Annotated in this window: 16 protein-coding genes; 7 read left to right on the forward strand and 9 right to left on the reverse strand. The window is 72.7% G+C overall.

Going from position 1 to position 16,171, the window contains the following annotated elements:
- Nucleotides 1-31 precede the first annotated feature (31 nt).
- Together AMK16_RS01915 and AMK16_RS01920 are read left to right on the forward strand one after the other, a co-directional pair.
- Entirely contained in the window at nt 32-790 is a 759-nt protein-coding gene (locus AMK16_RS01915; RefSeq protein WP_073907659.1) for a MerR family transcriptional regulator, read from the forward strand.
- A 30-nt stretch (nt 791-820) separates the two neighbouring features.
- Entirely contained in the window at nt 821-1,057 is a 237-nt protein-coding gene (locus AMK16_RS01920) for a hypothetical protein (RefSeq protein ID WP_073907661.1), read from the forward strand.
- Between the two features lie 307 nt (nt 1,058-1,364).
- On the opposite strand, the gene AMK16_RS01925 is transcribed toward AMK16_RS01920, so the two are convergent.
- The 5 genes from AMK16_RS01925 to AMK16_RS01945 all read right to left on the reverse strand — a co-directional run bounded on the left by AMK16_RS01925 (nt 1,365) and on the right by AMK16_RS01945 (nt 8,354).
- Nucleotides 1,365-2,231, reverse strand: coding sequence for a GNAT family N-acetyltransferase (locus tag AMK16_RS01925; RefSeq protein WP_073907663.1), 867 nt, complete (start codon nt 2,229-2,231; stop codon nt 1,365-1,367).
- Between the two features lie 303 nt (nt 2,232-2,534).
- Nucleotides 2,535-3,887, reverse strand: a complete 1,353-nt coding sequence (locus tag AMK16_RS01930) for an LCP family protein (protein ID WP_073907665.1) — start codon at nt 3,885-3,887, stop codon at nt 2,535-2,537.
- Between the two features lie 120 nt (nt 3,888-4,007).
- Entirely contained in the window at nt 4,008-5,063 is a 1,056-nt protein-coding gene (locus AMK16_RS01935) for a sugar ABC transporter substrate-binding protein (protein ID WP_073907667.1), read from the reverse strand.
- A gap of 305 nt (nt 5,064-5,368) precedes the next feature.
- Nucleotides 5,369-7,816, reverse strand: a complete 2,448-nt coding sequence (locus AMK16_RS01940; RefSeq protein WP_073907669.1) for an ATP-binding cassette domain-containing protein — start codon at nt 7,814-7,816, stop codon at nt 5,369-5,371.
- Between the two features lie 181 nt (nt 7,817-7,997).
- Nucleotides 7,998-8,354 (reverse strand): VOC family protein, encoded by a 357-nt coding sequence (locus AMK16_RS01945; RefSeq protein WP_073907671.1) that lies wholly within the window; start codon nt 8,352-8,354, stop codon nt 7,998-8,000.
- Nucleotides 8,355-8,584: 230 nt separating this feature from the next.
- Between AMK16_RS01945 and AMK16_RS01950 the strand changes: the two genes are divergently transcribed.
- Complete coding sequence (locus tag AMK16_RS01950) at nt 8,585-8,977, forward strand: hypothetical protein (RefSeq protein ID WP_073907673.1); 393 nt, start codon at nt 8,585-8,587, stop codon at nt 8,975-8,977.
- Nucleotides 8,978-9,090: 113 nt separating this feature from the next.
- Here AMK16_RS01950 and AMK16_RS01955 read toward each other — a convergent pair whose 3' ends face one another.
- On the reverse strand, nt 9,091-9,432 hold the full coding sequence (locus tag AMK16_RS01955; RefSeq protein WP_242438521.1) for a hypothetical protein: 342 nt from the start codon (nt 9,430-9,432) through the stop codon (nt 9,091-9,093).
- A gap of 149 nt (nt 9,433-9,581) precedes the next feature.
- Here AMK16_RS01955 and AMK16_RS01960 point away from each other — a divergent pair, with 149 nt between their 5' ends.
- A complete protein-coding gene (locus tag AMK16_RS01960) occupies nt 9,582-10,838 on the forward strand; it encodes a serine hydrolase domain-containing protein (RefSeq protein WP_073907676.1) in 1,257 nt (418 codons plus the stop codon).
- 143 nt (nt 10,839-10,981) lie between these two features.
- The gene (locus AMK16_RS01965; protein ID WP_073907678.1) at nt 10,982-11,803 is read left to right on the forward strand and encodes a hypothetical protein; all 822 of its coding nucleotides are present in this window, start codon (nt 10,982-10,984) and stop codon (nt 11,801-11,803) included.
- Between the two features lie 10 nt (nt 11,804-11,813).
- On the opposite strand, the gene AMK16_RS01970 is transcribed toward AMK16_RS01965, so the two are convergent.
- Nucleotides 11,814-12,173 carry a hypothetical protein gene (locus AMK16_RS01970; protein ID WP_143196777.1) on the reverse strand — a complete coding sequence of 120 codons (360 nt, stop codon included), beginning with the start codon at nt 12,171-12,173 and terminating at the stop codon, nt 11,814-11,816.
- Nucleotides 12,174-12,379: 206 nt separating this feature from the next.
- The gene (locus AMK16_RS01975) at nt 12,380-12,712 is read right to left on the reverse strand and encodes a putative quinol monooxygenase (protein ID WP_073907683.1); all 333 of its coding nucleotides are present in this window, start codon (nt 12,710-12,712) and stop codon (nt 12,380-12,382) included.
- A 302-nt stretch (nt 12,713-13,014) separates the two neighbouring features.
- Here AMK16_RS01975 and AMK16_RS01980 point away from each other — a divergent pair, with 302 nt between their 5' ends.
- Together AMK16_RS01980 and AMK16_RS01985 are read left to right on the forward strand one after the other, a co-directional pair.
- Nucleotides 13,015-15,003: a serine/threonine-protein kinase gene (locus AMK16_RS01980; RefSeq protein WP_073907686.1), complete on the forward strand. Its 1,989-nt coding sequence runs from the start codon at nt 13,015-13,017 to the stop codon at nt 15,001-15,003.
- A gap of 142 nt (nt 15,004-15,145) precedes the next feature.
- Nucleotides 15,146-15,430 carry a hypothetical protein gene (locus AMK16_RS01985; RefSeq protein WP_073907689.1) on the forward strand — a complete coding sequence of 95 codons (285 nt, stop codon included), beginning with the start codon at nt 15,146-15,148 and terminating at the stop codon, nt 15,428-15,430.
- Between the two features lie 65 nt (nt 15,431-15,495).
- Here the strand turns inward: AMK16_RS01985 and AMK16_RS01990 are convergent, their stop codons facing one another.
- Complete coding sequence (locus AMK16_RS01990) at nt 15,496-15,993, reverse strand: hypothetical protein (protein ID WP_073910206.1); 498 nt, start codon at nt 15,991-15,993, stop codon at nt 15,496-15,498.
- Between the last annotated feature and the right edge of the window lie 178 nt (nt 15,994-16,171).

The following is a 16,171-nucleotide window of genomic DNA, read 5'->3' on the forward strand; positions in this document are numbered from 1 at the left end:
GACCTTCAAGTGCTTGTGTGGGGTTCAGAGTATGGACGGGTTCGAAAGCGGTGCGCGGGGCGTACGGCTGCGCACGGTCGATGTGGCCGGACAGTCGGGGTACTCGGTGCAGCAGGTACGCGATCTGGAGCGGCTGGGGGTCATTCCGGCGGCCGCACGCGCGGACAACGGCTACCGCTCCTACACCGCGGTCCACGTCCGCGCCCTGAGCGCCTACCGGGGACTCGCCGGCGCCATGGGCCCGGCGGACGCCCGGCGGCTGCTCGCGGAGCTGCGCACGGTGACACTCACGGAGGTGGCCTCGGCGGTCAACGAGGTGCACGTACGGCTCGCCCGGGAACGGCACGAGGCCCTGCGCGCCCTCCGGGCACTGGAAGCGATCCGGGCGGATAAGGAGATTGCGGGGCCCGAGGAGGAGCGCGACACGATGACGATCACCGAACTCTCCACTGCGCTCGGCGTCCGCCCCTCGACGCTGCGGTTCTGGGAGCAGGAAGGGCTCGTCACGCCCGACCGGGTCACGTCACTGCGCGCGCGGCGCTACGGCCTGGCCGCCATCCGGGCGGCCCGTATCGTCGCGGCGCTGCGCGGCGCCGGTTACGGCATCCCGGCGGTGCGGGAGGCCGTGGACTGTCTGCACCGTCCCGACGGCCCGGCCGAGACCCGGCGCGTCCTGCTGCGGCGGCTCGACCGGATCGCCCTGCGCACCGTGGCCCTGCTCCGGGCCGGGGCGGACCTGGCGGAGGTGGCCACGTCTGCCGCCGCCTCCCCCGCTGCCCCCGATGCTTAACGGCGACCACGATGTGGAACCGATTGCTCCATGACTGAAAGTTCGAGTCCCTACCTCTCCTCGGCGCGGGTCACCGTCCTCGGGGTGCAGCCCGGCCATCCGCCCTTCCGGATCGTGGAGATCGACGGGGAGATGGTCGGCGCGGCCACGTCCATGACCGATGTCCTGCTGATCAGTGCGGCCTCGGGCGTTTCGATCCACGACCTGGACGATCCGGAGGCGGTCCGGTGGGTGGGCGGCGGCAAGTTCACCTGGGCCCTGCACTAGAGGGCCGGGGACGGCCCCGGTCCTCTGGAGAGAGGGCAGCATGACGGTCGATGGCACCGGCGCGCCGTGCGGGCGCGCCGCACGGCGGTGCGCGGCCGCGTTCGTCGGCGCCCCTGACGGCTCGCCGCCGCGCGCGCCATGACCACCGGTTTCCGCAAGCGGCTCACCGTCCGCATACCCCCCTCCCGGCCCGCGCCCCTGAGCCTCCCTGACCGTCCCTGAGCTCCCTGCCCCTCCCTGACCCTCTTGACCGCCCCGGACCGTCGCGCGGCGGCCGGACGGCCGGGGCCTGACGCCGTCGGTCCCGTCAGCCGGTGTCGCGGGCGAGGTCGATCGAGCGGACCTCGTCCAGTACGGCGAAGCCGGTGCTGTCGTAGAGGCCCATCGCCACGTCGTTGCCGCCGAAGACGTTGAACATCATCATCTCGTCGCCGCCCTGCCGGGTGGCCCACTCTCCGACGGACATCGCGGCACGGCCGTAGCCCTTGCCGCGGTGCTCCTCGTACACCTCCAGCGAGAAGCCGAAGGTCACGCCGGGCAGGAAGCCGTGGTTCACCCAGGCGGTACCGATCGCCTGCCCGTCGGCTTCCATAACGTAGAAGGCGTGGCCCGGGGTCCGGTACCCCTGCGGGAGGTAGCGGACGAAATCCTCGTCGGACTTCGCCTTGGCCTGCTGCGGGGTCAGGGCGCCGGCCCTGACGATGTCCGCGATGTACGCGGCCTCCTCGCCCGCGTACCAGGCCGGGTACTCCGCCTCGGTCAGCCGCCGCACCGTCAGGCCCGGGGGCAGGTCGGGCCGCTCGGCCGCCACACGCATCCGGTTCTGTCCCCGCACGGGGTAGTCGCCGAAGGCTCCCGCTCCGCCGGTGAGCCGGACCTCCACGCGCTGCGCACCGTGTTCGGCGCACCAGCGCTCGGCCCACTCGCGCCCCTGCGACAGCGTCAGGTCGTGGATGCGGCCGACGCTCGCCCCGCCGTCCTGCGTCACCGACACCGCGAGCCAGCCGGTGCCGTCGGTGGCCACCGTCCAGTCCTCGACGCCCTTCAGCACCCGTTCCAGGAGGGCCCGGGCCAGGGTCTGCGTGCACCCGGCCGCCCGGTACCCGGCCAGCACCCGCGCCTCGAATTCGGTACGCCACCGCGCGTGGTCGGCCACGATCCGTATCTCGCTCATCCGCCCACCCTAAGGGCTGTCCCGTAATCCCCGGTGGATCAGCGCACGGCGTCAGATGCGGTGCATCGCAAGGCGGAGGGGCGCCCCCATACTGGGCGTATGGGGGCGTTCCGACAACACGGCGAGGCGCCGTAGCTGGCGTCGTGCGCCCGCCGGGGATTGCGGGACAGCCCTTGGGGGGTGTCTTGCCGGCCAGGCCCGGCCCGGCCTGACCGGCAAGACACGCACGAGCGCCGCCGGGCAAGAGCACCGCAGCGCCGGCCGGCGGCCCGTCATCGCTCCCGCACGCGGAACGTCACCGCGCTACCGGGCGGCCCCGGCGGTGAAGGCCTGCGCCGCCGGTGGGCCGGCGCAGCGCAGGGCGTTGGCGGTGACCGGGGCGCCTTCGGCCCTGTTGCGGTCGTAGGTGACGGTCCTGACCCGGACGGGCCCGGTCCCGACGGTGACGTCGAAGGACGGGCCGTGGTGCGCGACGGCCTGCAGGCGGGCGCCGGGCAGCGCGGCCGCGAGGGTGGCGGCGTCCGCCTGCCGGTCCGGGGCGTAGCGGATGACCGCAGGGCCGGAGGGGCGCGCGGCGGGGGCGGACTTGGAGGTGTCGGTGACGGCGAAGCCGCTGCGCCGCAGGGCCGCCGCGACGGTCGGGTCGTCCACGCGTACGGCGATCCAGGCGGGGTTCGTCACGGCCACAGCTTCCGGGACGGGCTGGATGCGCGCGTCGCCCGTGACGGGTCGGTCGGCGCGCAGCGCGTTCCACAGGGCGGCGGAGCGGGCCTCGTCCCAGACCAGGGTGGAGCCCACGCCCGGTACGCGGTGGTCGAACAGGCGGATCGGCACGGTGGCGAACTCGGTGCGGTCGGCCCGCAGGCGCCCGAGGGCGAGGCCGATGCGGACCAGGTCGTCGAGGCCCGTGCGGTCGTCGGTGCGTACGGACTTCAGGAGCGTGCGCGCCGTGCGCGCCGTGCTGAGTGGACCGGAGAGCGCGCCCTCGGCCGTCAGGCGGGCGAGCAGGTTGGTGACCAGGCGCTGTTGGCGGCGGACGCGGCCGAGGTCACCGGGCGGTTGGACGTGGCGGGCCCGGGCGTAGCGCAGCGCTCCCCTGCCGTCGGTGCGGTGGACGCCGGCGGTGAGGTCGAGGCCGGAGTTCTCGTCCTTGAGCGGTTTGTCCGTGCACACGGTGGCGCCGCCGAGGTCGTCGACGGCCCGTTCGAAGCCGGTGAAGCCGGTCTCCAGGTAGTGGTCGATGTGCAGGCCGGTTGCCTTCTCGACGGTGCGGACGGTCAGCGGGCCACCGCCCAGGGCGAAAGCCCCGTTGATCTTCCCCCGGCGGGCCGGGCCGGACGCCTTGGCGGGGGCCTGCGCGTCGGCGTACTGGACGTAGGAGTCGCGCGGGATGGAGACGACGCTCGCCCGGCGGGTGTCCTCGGAGAGGTGGACGAGCATCATCACATCGGTGCAGTTGCATCCCTTCCCGCCCACGTTGAGCCGGCGCTTCTCGGCGGCGGACAGGCCCGCGCGGCTGTCGATGCCGACGACGAGGATGTTCGTACCGCGGCTCTTGTCCGGCGTGCTCCGCTCCGCGGAGACCGCTCGTGCGCCGGTGTAGGAACCCCCGACGAGGGTGGCCAGCAACGCGAGGGCAACGGTGAGTCGATGCAAGGCGCGTCCCCGATCCAGTCCGAAATGTCCTAGATCGCGAAGGTACGGTCGCGGTGCGCGCGGGAACGCGCCCCGCGCCGCACCGGGCCGGTCATGTCCCCCTGGTGGCGGGCACGCCCCTTACTTCAGACCGATCTCGTCGCACGCCGCCTTGAGCCGGTCGGTGCAGATCTCGGCAACGGTGTAGATACCGTCGTCGACGACCGTGGACTTGACGTTGGACCTGGTCAGCGAGATGCCGGGGACCAGCACCGAAGGGACGCGCGCGGTGGTCGGGCTGTCGACCGTATCGTTGATGATGTCGTCGATCCGCTCCTCCTTGGCGAGGGCGACGGCCATCTCCGCGGCGGCCGCGGCTTCGGGGGCGTACCGCTTGTAGACGCTCATGAACTGCTCGCCCGCGACGATGCGCTGCACACCGGCGAGTTCGGCGTCCTGGCCGGTGACCGGGGGCAGGGTGGACAGGCCGGCCGCCTTGAGGGCGGTGATGATGCCGCCGGCCATGCCGTCGTTGGCGGAGTAGACGCCGACGATCTTGCCCTTGCCGAGCGCCGTGAGCGCGGCCGCCATGTTGGCGTTGGCGTTCTCCGGCTTCCACTCGACGGTGTCGTACTCCTTGCCGACGTTCACCTTGCCGTCGAGGACGGAGTGCGCGCCGGACTTGAACATCTTGGCGTTCGGGTCGGTGACCGAACCGTTCATCATGACGATCTGGCCGTCCTTGGCCTTGTCACCCAGCGCCTCCAGCAGCGCCTTGCCCTGGACCTGACCGACGTCCTCGTTGTCGAAGGAGGTGTACGCGTCGATCGGACCTTCGGCCAGGCGGTCGTAGGCCACGACCCGGATACCGGCGTCCTTGGCCCGCTTGACCGCACCGGCGATCGCCTTGGAATCCACCGCGTCGACGATCAGGACGTCCACCTTGTTGGTGATCATCGTGTCGACCTGAGAATTCTGGGTGGTCGCATCCTGTTTCGCATTGGCATAGACCACTCGGGCCTTACCGCGCGTCAGTCTCGCGACCTCCTTTTCGATCAATGGCTTGTCGAACTTCTCGTACCGCGCCGTCTGGTTCTCCGGCAGCAGCAGACCGACCTTGATCGCATCACCCTTGCCGGCGCCCTTCGAGTCCCCGCCGGAATCCGTCGCGCCACACCCGGCGAGCGATACGGCCATGGTGGAAACGGCGACAACAACGGCAGCACGGCCCAGATGTGCGTTCACGATATAAACCTTCCTGACCAGGCCGAATCCTTGCGGCCGAGGTAGAGGCAGTCAACTCGGCCCTGCCGCACTCGTCAAGAAGTGAAGTATTAACGAGATGGCAACGTTGCCATCACCCTCCGCATCCGCAGGATCCTGCTTTTAGGGGATTTACGCCCCCCACCGATTTCCTGGCGAAGCTTCAACTCCTGAAGCACAAAAGGGAAACGGACCCGCAGCCCCCAAGGCACGCGGGTCCGCGACGGTGCGGTTTTCGGTCAGCCGCCGACGTACGCCGCGAGGTGCTCGCCCGTCAGCGTCGAGCGGGCGGCCACGAGATCGGCCGGGGTTCCCTCGAAGACGATCCGGCCGCCGTCGTGGCCGGCACCCGGACCCAGGTCGATGATCCAGTCGGCATGGGCCATGACCGCGGGGTGGTGCTCGACGACGACGACCGACTTGCCCGAGTCGACGAGCCGGTCGAGCAGGCCGAGCAGCTGTTCCACGTCGGCGAGGTGCAGGCCGGCGGTCGGCTCGTCGAGGACGTAGACGCCGCCCTTCTCGCCCATGTGGGTGGCCAGCTTGAGCCGCTGCCGCTCACCGCCGGACAGTGTGGTGAGCGGCTGGCCGAGGCTGAGGTAGCCGAGCCCGACATCGACGAGCCGGCTCAGGACCCGGTGCGCGGCCGGGGTGTGCGCCTCCCCGGCGCCGAAGAACTCCGCGGCCTCGGTCACCGGCATGGCCAGCACCTCGCTGATGTCACGGCCCCCGAGGCGGTGCTCCAGCACGGAGGCTTCGAACCGCTTGCCCTCGCACTCCTCGCAGGTGCTGGCCACACCGGCCATCATCCCGAGGTCGGTGTACACGACGCCCACGCCGTTGCAACCGGGACACGCTCCTTGCGAGTTGGCGCTGAACAGCGCCGGCTTCACACCGTTGGCCTTGGCGAAGGCCTTGCGGATCGGGTCGAGCAGGCCGGTGTACGTCGCCGGATTGCTGCGCCGCGAGCCTCGGATGGGGCTCTGGTCGACGGACACCACGCCCTCGCCGGGCTCCCCCGACCGGTGCGGCAGCGACCCGTGCACCAGCGAGCTCTTCCCGGAGCCGGCGACGCCGGTGACGACGACGAGCACCCCGAGCGGGATGTCGACATCGACGTCGCGCAGGTTGTGCGCCGTCGCGCCGCGGACCTCCAGCGCACCGGTGGGCGTACGGACCTTCTCCTTGAGGGCGGCCCGGTCGTCGAGGTGGCGTCCGGTGACGGTGTCGCCCGCCCGCAGCCCTTCGACGGTGCCCTCGAAGCAGACGGTGCCGCCCCCCGTGCCGGCGCCGGGACCGAGGTCGACGACGTGGTCGGCGATCGCGATCGTCTGCGGCTTGTGCTCCACCACGAGCACGGTGTTCCCCTTGTCCCGCAGTCGCAGCAGCAGGTCGTTCATCCGCTGGATGTCATGGGGGTGCAGCCCGGTGGTGGGCTCGTCGAAGACGTAGGTGACGTCGGTGAGTGAGGAACCGAGGTGGCGGACCATCTTGACGCGCTGCGCCTCGCCGCCCGACAGCGTGCCCGAGGGGCGGTCGAGCGAGAGGTAGCCGAGGCCGATCTCCCCGAACGAGTCGAGGCTGTGCCGCAGCGCGGCGAGCAGCGGCGCCACCGTGGCGTACCGGCCGCCCGAAGAGCCCGAGGAGCCCGGAGAGGAATCGCCCTCCAGAGCACGGACCCATGCCGCCAGGTCGCTGATCTGCATCGCGCAGGCGTCGGCGATGCTGATCCCCGCGATCTTCGAGGAGCGGGCGCCCTCGCTGAGCCGGGTGCCGTCGCACTCGGGGCAGGTGGTGAAGGTGACCGCCCGCTCGACGAAGGCCCGGATGTGCGGCTGGAGCGCCTCCTTGTCCTTGGACAGGAAGGACTTCTGGATCTTGGGGATCAGGCCCTCGTAGGTGAGGTTCACTCCCTCGACCTTCACCTTGGTCGGCTCCCGGTGGAGGAAGTCGTGCATCTCCTTCCTGGTGTAGTCGCGGATGGGCTTGTTCGGGTCGAGCAGGCCCGACTCGGCGTAGACCCGTACGGTCCAGAAGCTGTCCGACTTCCAGCCGGGGATGGTGAAGGCGCCCTCGGCGAGCGACTTGGAGTCGTCGTAGAGCTGGGTGAGGTCGATGTCGGAGACGGCGCCCCGGCCCTCGCAGCGCGTACACATGCCGCCGGTGCGGTTGAAGGTCGCCTTCACCGTCTTCTTCGCGCCGCGCTCGACGGTGATGGCGCCGCTCGCCCGGACCGACGGCACGTTGAAGGCGTAGGCGCTGGGCGGCCCGATGTGCGGGGTGCCGAGCCGGCTGAAGAGGATGCGCAGCATGGCGTTGGCGTCGGTGGCGGTGCCGACGGTGGAACGCGGGTCGGCGCCCAGCCGCTGCTGGTCGACGATGATCGCCGTCGTCAGCCCCTCCAGTACGTCGACCTCCGGGCGCGCCAGGGTCGGCATGAAGCCCTGCACGAAGGCGCTGTACGTCTCGTTGATCAGCCGCTGCGACTCGGCCGCGATCGTGCTGAACACCAGCGAGCTCTTGCCCGAGCCGGAGACACCGGTGAACACCGTCAGCCGGCGCTTCGGGATCTCGATGCTGACGTCCCTGAGGTTGTTCACGCGCGCGCCGTGCACCCGGATCAGGTCGTGGCTGTCGGCGGGGTGCGGTGTGGGCGGCTGCGTTCCCGTCCCCGTGGCCATGCTCATCGTGTCTCCATCTGTTGGGCGGGGGCGCCTTCGCGGTCTGTCGCGCGTGCGCCGCCCGGCACGGTACGACCGGCTGCGAGCGGTGCGTCCGTCCGGTTCTACTTCGCCGTCGCCGCCGGGGCAACGTTCCGCCGCGGCGCGGCCCGGCCCGCGGGACGCCCCTGCGGGCGCCGGGCCGCCCTCAGCGGTCCTGGAGCAGCCCGAGGACGTTGCCGTCGGGGTCGGTGACGGTGGCCACGAGACGGCCGCCACCGACGTCGTGCGCGGGCTCCTTCACCGTGGCGCCCGCGGCGGTCACCTCGGCCAGCTTCGCCTCGATGTCCGGTACGTGCCAGTAGGCCACCGGCGCGGTCATGCCCTGCTGTCCCGCGGTGGGCACGAGGCCGATGCTCTGGCCGGCGGCCTCGAAGCCGACGTAGTACGGCTCGTCGGTCTGCGGCGCCACTCCGAGCAGGGCGGCGTAGACCGCCTTGGCCTTCGCGAGGTCGGACACGGGGTGCAGCACGGTCTTGACGCCCTGGGTCGAAGAGTCGCTCATGATCACTCCTGGGGGATGCGTGGTTCGGGAGGGGAGAGGGAGGCGGGGCCCGTGATTCCCTCAGCCGTCACCCTAGGTGTCGGTGCGCGGGGACGCTTCTCGATTCCTGACCGGTCCCGGCCGGTACCGGCAGCAGGTGGGCCCCTCCCCCCGGGCTGCCGCGGATAATGGCACCGCCCGGGGCTTCCGCGCGGGGTGTGCACCGATCCGATACGAGGGATGAAGAGTCGATGACGCTGAAGGAAGGCCGGCGGGTGAAGCTGGCGGCGGATACGAGGCTGACCGATGCGGCCCTGGTCACGGAGGCCCCCTCGGCGGTGGCGGGGAGTGTCGTCGGGTCCCTGTCGCTGGCGGCGGGCACGGAGGGCGTCGTCGACCGGGTCGTGGAGCACCGGGACGAGAGCCAGGGGGTCCGCGAGTACGAGCGGCTGAAGTCGCTGCTCGATTCCTTCGGTCACCAGATGCCCACGGAGAGCAGGAGGCAGCTCGAAGAGCAGATCGGCTCCCTCGAACCCGAGTGGACCGCCCACCAGGAGCGGGGGAACCGTGTGACGGTCCGCGTCCGCTTCGACAACGGCTTCATCCTCGACGACGCGCCCGAAGCCGCCTTCACACCGGCCTGACGGGCATAACCTGCCACTTCAGCGTCACCTCACCCGCTGCTCCATCCGCCACTTCCCGCCGCTTCCCCGGACCGCCCCCGGCCCGGGCGCGGCCGGGCGGCGCACGTTCGGGGTCAGCGGGCGTAGGAGCCGATGCCGACCAGGCAGTAGACGTAGTTGTTCACGACGGCGCCGTTGATGGTGTAGCGGTAGGAGAAGGCGTGCCCCGGTCGCGCCCCGCCCGCGCCCGCGGACGGGGACGGGGATGGGGACGGGGACGGGGACGGAGCCGCCGTGGTCCCGGCCACCCGGATCCGCAGCAGCACTTCACGATCGCCGAGACGGGCCCGTACGAGGTCGCCGTCCCGGCAGGACGGGATGCGCAGGCGGGCGGAACCCGACGGGAGGGGGACGGTGAGGATCACACCGTAAGCGGCCTGTTCGGGCGTGAGCGTGAAGTCCATTTCCTGCGACACCGGTTGCTCCTCAGGGGTGTCCTGCCGGTCAGGTGTTCAGCGGATTGTCCCCGGGACACGTCGGCGGACGCAGCCATTCCGAGCGGGACGGACGCCATAGGGTGATGCCGCGTCAGGCACCATCCGCCCCGGCCGAGTAGAGGAACCGCGTGCCCCTGCTGCCCAAGCGACGTCTGGCCCTCGGGGCCGCCCTGCTGGCCGTCGTCGCCGGCGTGACGCCGGCCACCGCCGCCCGCGCCGCCGAGCCGCCCCGTACCGCGCGGAGCCCGCAGCCGCCGGCGTCCCCCCGGCCCGCCCCCGATCCGGAAGGGCTGCTCCGGGCCCTGCGGAAGACGACCGCGGCCGGGGCCCCGGGGGCGCTGGCCCGGTTCACCGGGCCGGAGGGGGCCCGGGTCAGCGCCGTGGGCGTCAGCGACCGGGCCACGGGCGCGGGCATGGACGCCAAGGCCCGCTTCCGGATCGGCAGTGTCACCAAGACCTTCTCGGCCGTCGTGCTGCTCCAGCTCGTGGCGGAGCGCAGGATCGCGCTGGACGCGCCGGTGGGCCGCTACCTGCCCGGTCTGCTGCCCGACGACCGGATCACCGTGCGCCATCTGCTGACCCACCGCAGCGGGCTGGCGGACTACACCGGAGCGATGTTCGAGCGGACGGTGCCCGGTTTCGAGGCCGTGCGGAACAAGGTGTTCACCTACCGGGAGCTCGTGGGGCTCTCCCTGCGGGAGCCGCGGACGAGCGGGCCGGGGCAGGCGTACGCGTACTCGAACACCAACTTCGTCGTCGTCGGCATGCTCATCGAGAAGGTGACGGGGAACCCGGTCGCCACGGAATACCGCCGTCGCGTCATCGAGCCGCTCGGCCTGCGGGACACCTCCTACGTCCACCCCTCCACGGCCGTGCGGGGGCCGCACACCCACGGGTACCTGCACTCGGACGAGGAGGGGGCGCCCCTCGTCGACGCCACCGAACAGACGGTGTCGTGGGCGCAGTCCGCCGGGGCGATGATTTCCAGCCCGGCCGATCTGAACACCTTCATGTCGGCGCTGCTGGGCGGCAGGCTGCTGTCCGCGCCGATGCTGGAGGCCATGCTCGCCGTGACCCCGACCGATGGCACGCGTACCCGCTCCTACGGGCTGGGCCTGCGCCGCTACGACCTGGCCTGCGGCACGTCGGTGTACGGCCACACGGGCACCGTTCAGGGCTTCTACACCTACGCGTTCGCGACCCGCGACGGCCGTCGCAGCCTCGCGGCCATGGCCAACACCTCGAACAGGGCGGCGGCGAACACGGCGCTGGGCGGCACGCTCGAAGCCGCGTTCTGTGGCAGAACGGCCCCGGAGGCCACCGCCCGCGGCTTCGCGGTGAGCGCCCCGGCGGAGGCGGACCTCCCCGAACGGGACGCCCGCTGACCCGTGGCCGCGAGCGGCGCCCCGGGCAGCCCGGCCCGCTCGCCCGGGAACTCGCCCGGGGCTCGCCGGGTGGCTGCCGGGAGGGCGCCGTATCCTGAACGAAGTACCCGGTGGGAGCACCTCGCCACAGGAGGGTCAGGCCCATGGCGAAGACGGCTGACGCCCGCGGCCCGGGCAGGGTGGCGCAGTTCCTGGAAAGCCCGTTCGTCGGGCTGTCCCCGTGGATCGTCTTCTCACTCCTGGTCGGGCCGGGGCGGTTCGAGTGGGCGGTGGGCCTGGCCCTCGCCATCTCCGTGGCCCTGGTCGTGGTCGGCAGACTGACCGGCTCCGGCGGCTCCGTGAAGATCCTCGAAGTCGCCGACGTGGTGTTCTTCGCGATCCTGACCGTGGTCGGTGCCTTCGCGAGCGACGGTACGCGCCGGTGGCTGGAGACCTATGCGGGCGAAGTGGCGAATCTCGCGCTGGTGGTCATCGCCCTGGGCTCCATGGCCGTACGGATGCCCTTCACGCTCCAGTACGCCCGGGAGCAGGTGGACCCGCAGCACTGGCAGGCTCCGTCCTTCATACGGACGAACTACGTGATCACCGGGGTGTGGGCACTGGCCTTCATGATCAACGCGGCCGTCGGGGCCTATGGCGACCTCGTGCTGCACAATCCCGACAACATCTGGACCGGGTGGATCATCCAGGTCGTCACGATCATCGGGGCGCTGCGCTTCACCCAGTGGTATCCGGACGTCGTCCGCGCCCGGGCGGGCACCGGGCGCCCGCCCCCGCCGCTGTCCTCGATGCTGCTGCCGCTGGCGGGCCTGCTGGTGCCGGTGGGGATCGCCGTGCTGATCTTCGACAGCCATCTGTGGTGGCTGGGAGTCGCGCTCGTCGTCATCGGCGGATGGCTGAGCCGGCTGCTGAAACGCCAGGAGGCGACGGCCGCCGCCGATGCGCGGGGCGACCCGCTGAGCTGAACCCGCGCGCCTACCCGTCCCGCTTCGAGCGCAGGTCCAGCATGTCGAGGAGCGCGGCCAGGTCCGCCGGGCCGGTGGCGCGGGAGGTGACCGTCCCCCGTGCCAGGTCGCCCTCGTCACCGCGCTCGGGGAGTGCGTCCCCGAGTCGGTGGGGGCCCGTAGGGGCCTGCGGCGCCGGTTTTGCCGGCCCGGACGCGCCCCACCGGCCCGGGTACGAGCGGGGCTCGGCGGCGGCCGGACAGACCGGACCCGCGCCCCGGTACCTGCGCCGCCGCCGAGAGCGGGCGGCCACAGCGGTCCGCGCCGTCTCCCACAGGCCGGAGCCGTCCTGCGACGGCCAGGGCAAGCCGAGGGGGGTGTGCTGACTCATCCACCGTGGCATCCGGAAATCCTCCTCCTCGGTCGTGCGCTGTCCGGGCCGGCCGCGGTCGGGTGCCGCCGACCGGGTGCTGCCGGTCCGGTGGAGTGTGCCCATCCGCCCGCGCCCGAACCCCGGGAGGCACATCCGGCGCGGGGGATCACTCGCGATCAGGCAGCACGGCCCGGCCCGATCCTGCCTGATCGGCGGTGCACCCGCTAGGACCGGCCGTCGACGGCCATCTCGCCGAGCAGGGACCAGTCGTCCTGCGGCACCTTCATGTTCACGATGCGCGGCGTGGCGGCCAGGTGGCGCGGCAGGGTCTGCTGCGCGGCCTTGAAGTGGTCGGACCGGACGTGAGCCGCTCCGGCCTCGTCGTCCCGGAAGGCCTCGACCAAGACGTACTCCGTCGGGTCCTCGACGCTGCGCGACCAGTCGAAGGACAGGCAGCCGGGCTCGGCGCGGGTGGCGGCGGTGAAGTCGGCGGCGATCTCGGGCCACTGGTCCGCGTACTCGGGGCGGACGGCGAACTTGGCGGTGATGAAGATCATGAAGACTCCTTGGTACGGGTGGGACATCGTGCGCGGCGAGCCTTTCACATCGCGAAGCGCGACGGCGCTCACGCCTGCGACCGACTGCCGACCTCCTGCCGACCGGCTGCCGGGGCCGCGGGACGTGCTTCACGGTTGCTCGCGCCGCCATCCGGGCGACGTGCCGCGCGGGCCGGAGCGGAACCGGGGGCTGGACCGTGACCGTCCGCCCTGCCTCAAGTCGCCTGCGCCTGCGGCTCGTTGCGGATCCGGGCTCATCCGGTAGGTTTCTGGAGACTGATTCCAATTCTGACGGGACTGACGTGTTAGAGCTCAGGGGGAGCGGGGCCGAGCCGCTGGAGGCCGGGGACCCACGTCTGATCGGGTCGATCCCGCTGGCGGGCCGGCTCGGGGCCGGCGGTATGGGGCGGGTGTACCTCGGCGTGCAGGACGGCCGGTACGTCGCCGTCAAGCAACTGCTGTCCTCCGTCGTCGGGGAGGACGCGGACTTCCTGCGCCGCTTCGGGCACGAACTGGACAACCTCTCGCGGCTGCCCGCGGAGGCGACCGCGCCACTGCTCGACAGCGACCGTACGGCGATGCCCCCGTGGTTCGCCACCGCCTACATCCCCGGGGTCACCCTGCGCGAGGCGCTCGCCCTGCACGGTGGCCCGCTGCCGGCGCAGGCGCTGTGGCTGCTGCTGCGGGAGGCCGCGGCGGGGCTGGCGGCGGTGCACGCGCTGGACATGGTCCACCGGGACCTCAAGCCCTCCAACGTGATGCTCACCCTCGACGGTCTCACCCTCATCGACTTCGGCGTGGCGCGGGCGGCCGAGCAGAGCCGGCTGACCCGGACGGGCATGGTCGTGGGCACCCCCGCCTACATGGCGCCCGAACAGGCTTCGGGCAGGCGCCGGCCCCGCAGCGCCATCGACGTGTTCGCGCTCGGCTCGGTCCTGGCGTACGCCGCGTGCGGTGAGCCGCCCTTCGGCGACGAGTCGGGGCACGGCGTGCTGTACCGCATCGTCCACGAAGAGCCGGACCTGGAGCCGTTGCGGGAGGTGGAGCCGGAGCTGGCCGAACTCGTCGCGACCTGCCTCGACAAGGATCCCGAGGGGCGGCCCAGCGCCGCCGAACTCCTTGAACGCGCCTCCCGGCAGGGCCCGTTCACCCGTCCGCTGTGGCCGGCGGCCGTCACCGAGCGGCTGGCCGACCGCGCCGCCTTCGCCGCACACGTGCAGGAGATCGACGTACCGACGGTCCCGCTCGCCGGCCCGAAGCCGGGAGCGGTGAAGGGCCGGGATCCGAAAGCGGGACCGACGGCGGGGCCGGACTCCGCGCCGACGCCCGGGCCACAGCCGCAGCCGCAGCCGCAGCCGGGGCCGGAGGCCGTTCCGGGGCCCCGGACCGGGGACGGCTCCGGCCCGCGGGGAACGGACCGGCCCCGGGGATCCGAGCGGCCCGATCGGCGCCGCCGTACCCGTGTCCTGCTGGCCGTCGTCCCCGTCGTCGTGGTGGCGGGCGGCACCACCCTCGCCCTCCAGCACCTCCCCTACACGACCGCGCCCGGGGCGCGGGCGCAGGCCACCCCGTCCGCCTCGCTGCCGGCGCCCTCCGCCCCCGCGCCGGCGGGCGGCGCCGGCCCGTCGGGCGCGGCGTCGCCGGGGCAGTCCCCGGCCGTGGGGCAGGCCGAAGGGAACCCGCCGGACCAGGGGCCGGGAACGGCGGGCGGCGTCCAGGTCCCGGCGGCCGGGGGCGCCGGAGCCGGCTCGGGGCCCGGATCCGGCCCCGGTGCCGGGCCCGGCACCGGGGCCGGATCCGGGCCCGGTGCCGGGCCCGGCTCGGGCGGTCAGAACGGCCCGGGCAATCCCGCGGGCGCCGGCGGCGCGGGCGGTACCCGCCCCTCCGCCCCCTCCGGTGGCGGCACGACCGCACCCGCCCCGCCGCCCGCCTCGGGTACCTACCGCTACCGCAACGGCAACAACGGCAGCTGCGTCACCCAGGTCTTCGGGGCTTCGGACCACGGCGACTGCTCGGACGCGTCCGCCCGCTGGACCGTCCAGGGCAGGCCGGACGGCAGCTTCAAGCTCGTCAACAAGCAAAGTGGCCAGTGCCTGTACTCCAACGGTCTCGGGCAGGCCGTCTTCGTGGGCGACTGCGCCCAGGACACGGGCCGGCTGTGGCGTGCCGGTTCGGGCGGCAGCCTGCGGAGCGACTACGGCGGCGGCTGCCTCGACCTGGGCATGAGCGGCGGTCTGCTGACGAAGACCTGCGGCGGGGAAGCCTCGCAGCGCTGGACGCGGCAGGCGTAGGACCCGTCGTGCGGTCTTGGCGCCGGGCCGCCCGGGCCCGGGCGCAGGAGACCCCGGCCGAGGAGACCCCGGCCGATGGGCCGACCGGCTCGGACCGGTCCGAAGACGACATAGACGTCGGCGCGCTGGGCAGCCGCGTCCCATGAAGCCCTCATCCCACTGGCAGGACGACGTCCTCGCGGGCCCCGGCGGCGCCATGACCGACGAGGTCGGCGTCATCACCGGCCCGCTCACCCTCCGCACCACCTGGGAGGACGACGGAGACGTCCGGCTCGAAGTCCAGTACACCGGCGCCGACGAGTGGTACACCCTCACCGGCAGCCCCCTCCCCGCGATCCGCGAGAAGGACGCCCACGCCCTGCACACGGCCACGCTCACCGCCGTCAAGAACGGCCACGGCGCGACGGCGCCCGCCACTTCCGCCTGAGCCCGGCCCCCGCCCGGCCCGCGGCCGCGGGCGGGGCGGGGCGGGCCGCGGCTGGGCCGGGCGGGTCAGTGTCCGGCTGCCGTCTTCACGACCGCGACCGCGGTCCCGATGGCGGCGTCGATCACCCCTGCCAGCAGGGCGAACACCGTGCCCCCGCCCATCCGCAGTCCGCCGTAGCACCCCCAGGCGAACAGGGTGGCGACATTGACCCCGGCGGCCGTGAGCAGGGCCGTGCCCAAGCCCATCAGCCCGAGCGCGGAGCTCGCGATCATCAGGAGCGGGCCCAGCGCGGACAGCAGCAGCGGGCTGCTGACGAAGAGCATCGCCCGCAGGTGCCGCCCCGAGGCGAGCGTCCCGTGCGTCACGCGGTGGGCCTGCTGGTCGGCGACCAGCGCGGCCAGCCACAGGCCGACCGAGGTGGTCACGACGGTGGCCGCCGCGCCGGCTTCGGTCAGGCGGTCACTGGCGGCCAGGCCGATGACCACCGAGATCATGGTGATCGTCGCGTAGAGCCGCTCCTTGAGCCGGGCCGCCGCCATCTCCGTGTCGACCGCACGTTTCATCACGGAAGCCACGGTAGGGCGCACCCGTGCCGGGGGCGGGCAGCAACATGTCCGGGCCGCGGCGGCAAGCCGAGCATGGTGGACCTGTCCGCGCTCGCGCCGCCCGGCACGTGGGCGAGGGACCGAACGGCCGGTGCGCCAAGTGGCTGACACGGCCCGGCTCGGTGTGCAGAATCGG

This window comes from Streptomyces sp. CB00455 (assembly GCF_001905445.1).
GTDB lineage: Bacteria > Actinomycetota > Actinomycetes > Streptomycetales > Streptomycetaceae > Streptomyces.

Coding starts and splice junctions, on each gene's coding strand:
- AMK16_RS01920 (WP_073907661.1), top strand. CDS start 821: ATGACTGAAAGTTCGAGTCCCTACCTCTCCTCGGCGCGGGTCACCGTC.
- AMK16_RS01925 (WP_073907663.1), bottom strand. CDS start 2,231: ATGAGCGAGATACGGATCGTGGCCGACCACGCGCGGTGGCGTACCGAA.
- AMK16_RS01950 (WP_073907673.1), top strand. CDS start 8,585: ATGACGCTGAAGGAAGGCCGGCGGGTGAAGCTGGCGGCGGATACGAGG.
- AMK16_RS01915 (WP_073907659.1), top strand. CDS start 32: ATGGACGGGTTCGAAAGCGGTGCGCGGGGCGTACGGCTGCGCACGGTC.
- AMK16_RS01940 (WP_073907669.1), bottom strand. CDS start 7,816: ATGAGCATGGCCACGGGGACGGGAACGCAGCCGCCCACACCGCACCCC.
- AMK16_RS01945 (WP_073907671.1), bottom strand. CDS start 8,354: ATGAGCGACTCTTCGACCCAGGGCGTCAAGACCGTGCTGCACCCCGTG.
- AMK16_RS01965 (WP_073907678.1), top strand. CDS start 10,982: ATGGCGAAGACGGCTGACGCCCGCGGCCCGGGCAGGGTGGCGCAGTTC.
- AMK16_RS01935 (WP_073907667.1), bottom strand. CDS start 5,063: ATGGCCGTATCGCTCGCCGGGTGTGGCGCGACGGATTCCGGCGGGGAC.
- AMK16_RS01990 (WP_073910206.1), bottom strand. CDS start 15,993: ATGAAACGTGCGGTCGACACGGAGATGGCGGCGGCCCGGCTCAAGGAG.
- AMK16_RS01970 (WP_143196777.1), bottom strand. CDS start 12,173: ATGAGTCAGCACACCCCCCTCGGCTTGCCCTGGCCGTCGCAGGACGGC.
- AMK16_RS01985 (WP_073907689.1), top strand. CDS start 15,146: ATGAAGCCCTCATCCCACTGGCAGGACGACGTCCTCGCGGGCCCCGGC.
- AMK16_RS01975 (WP_073907683.1), bottom strand. CDS start 12,712: ATGATCTTCATCACCGCCAAGTTCGCCGTCCGCCCCGAGTACGCGGAC.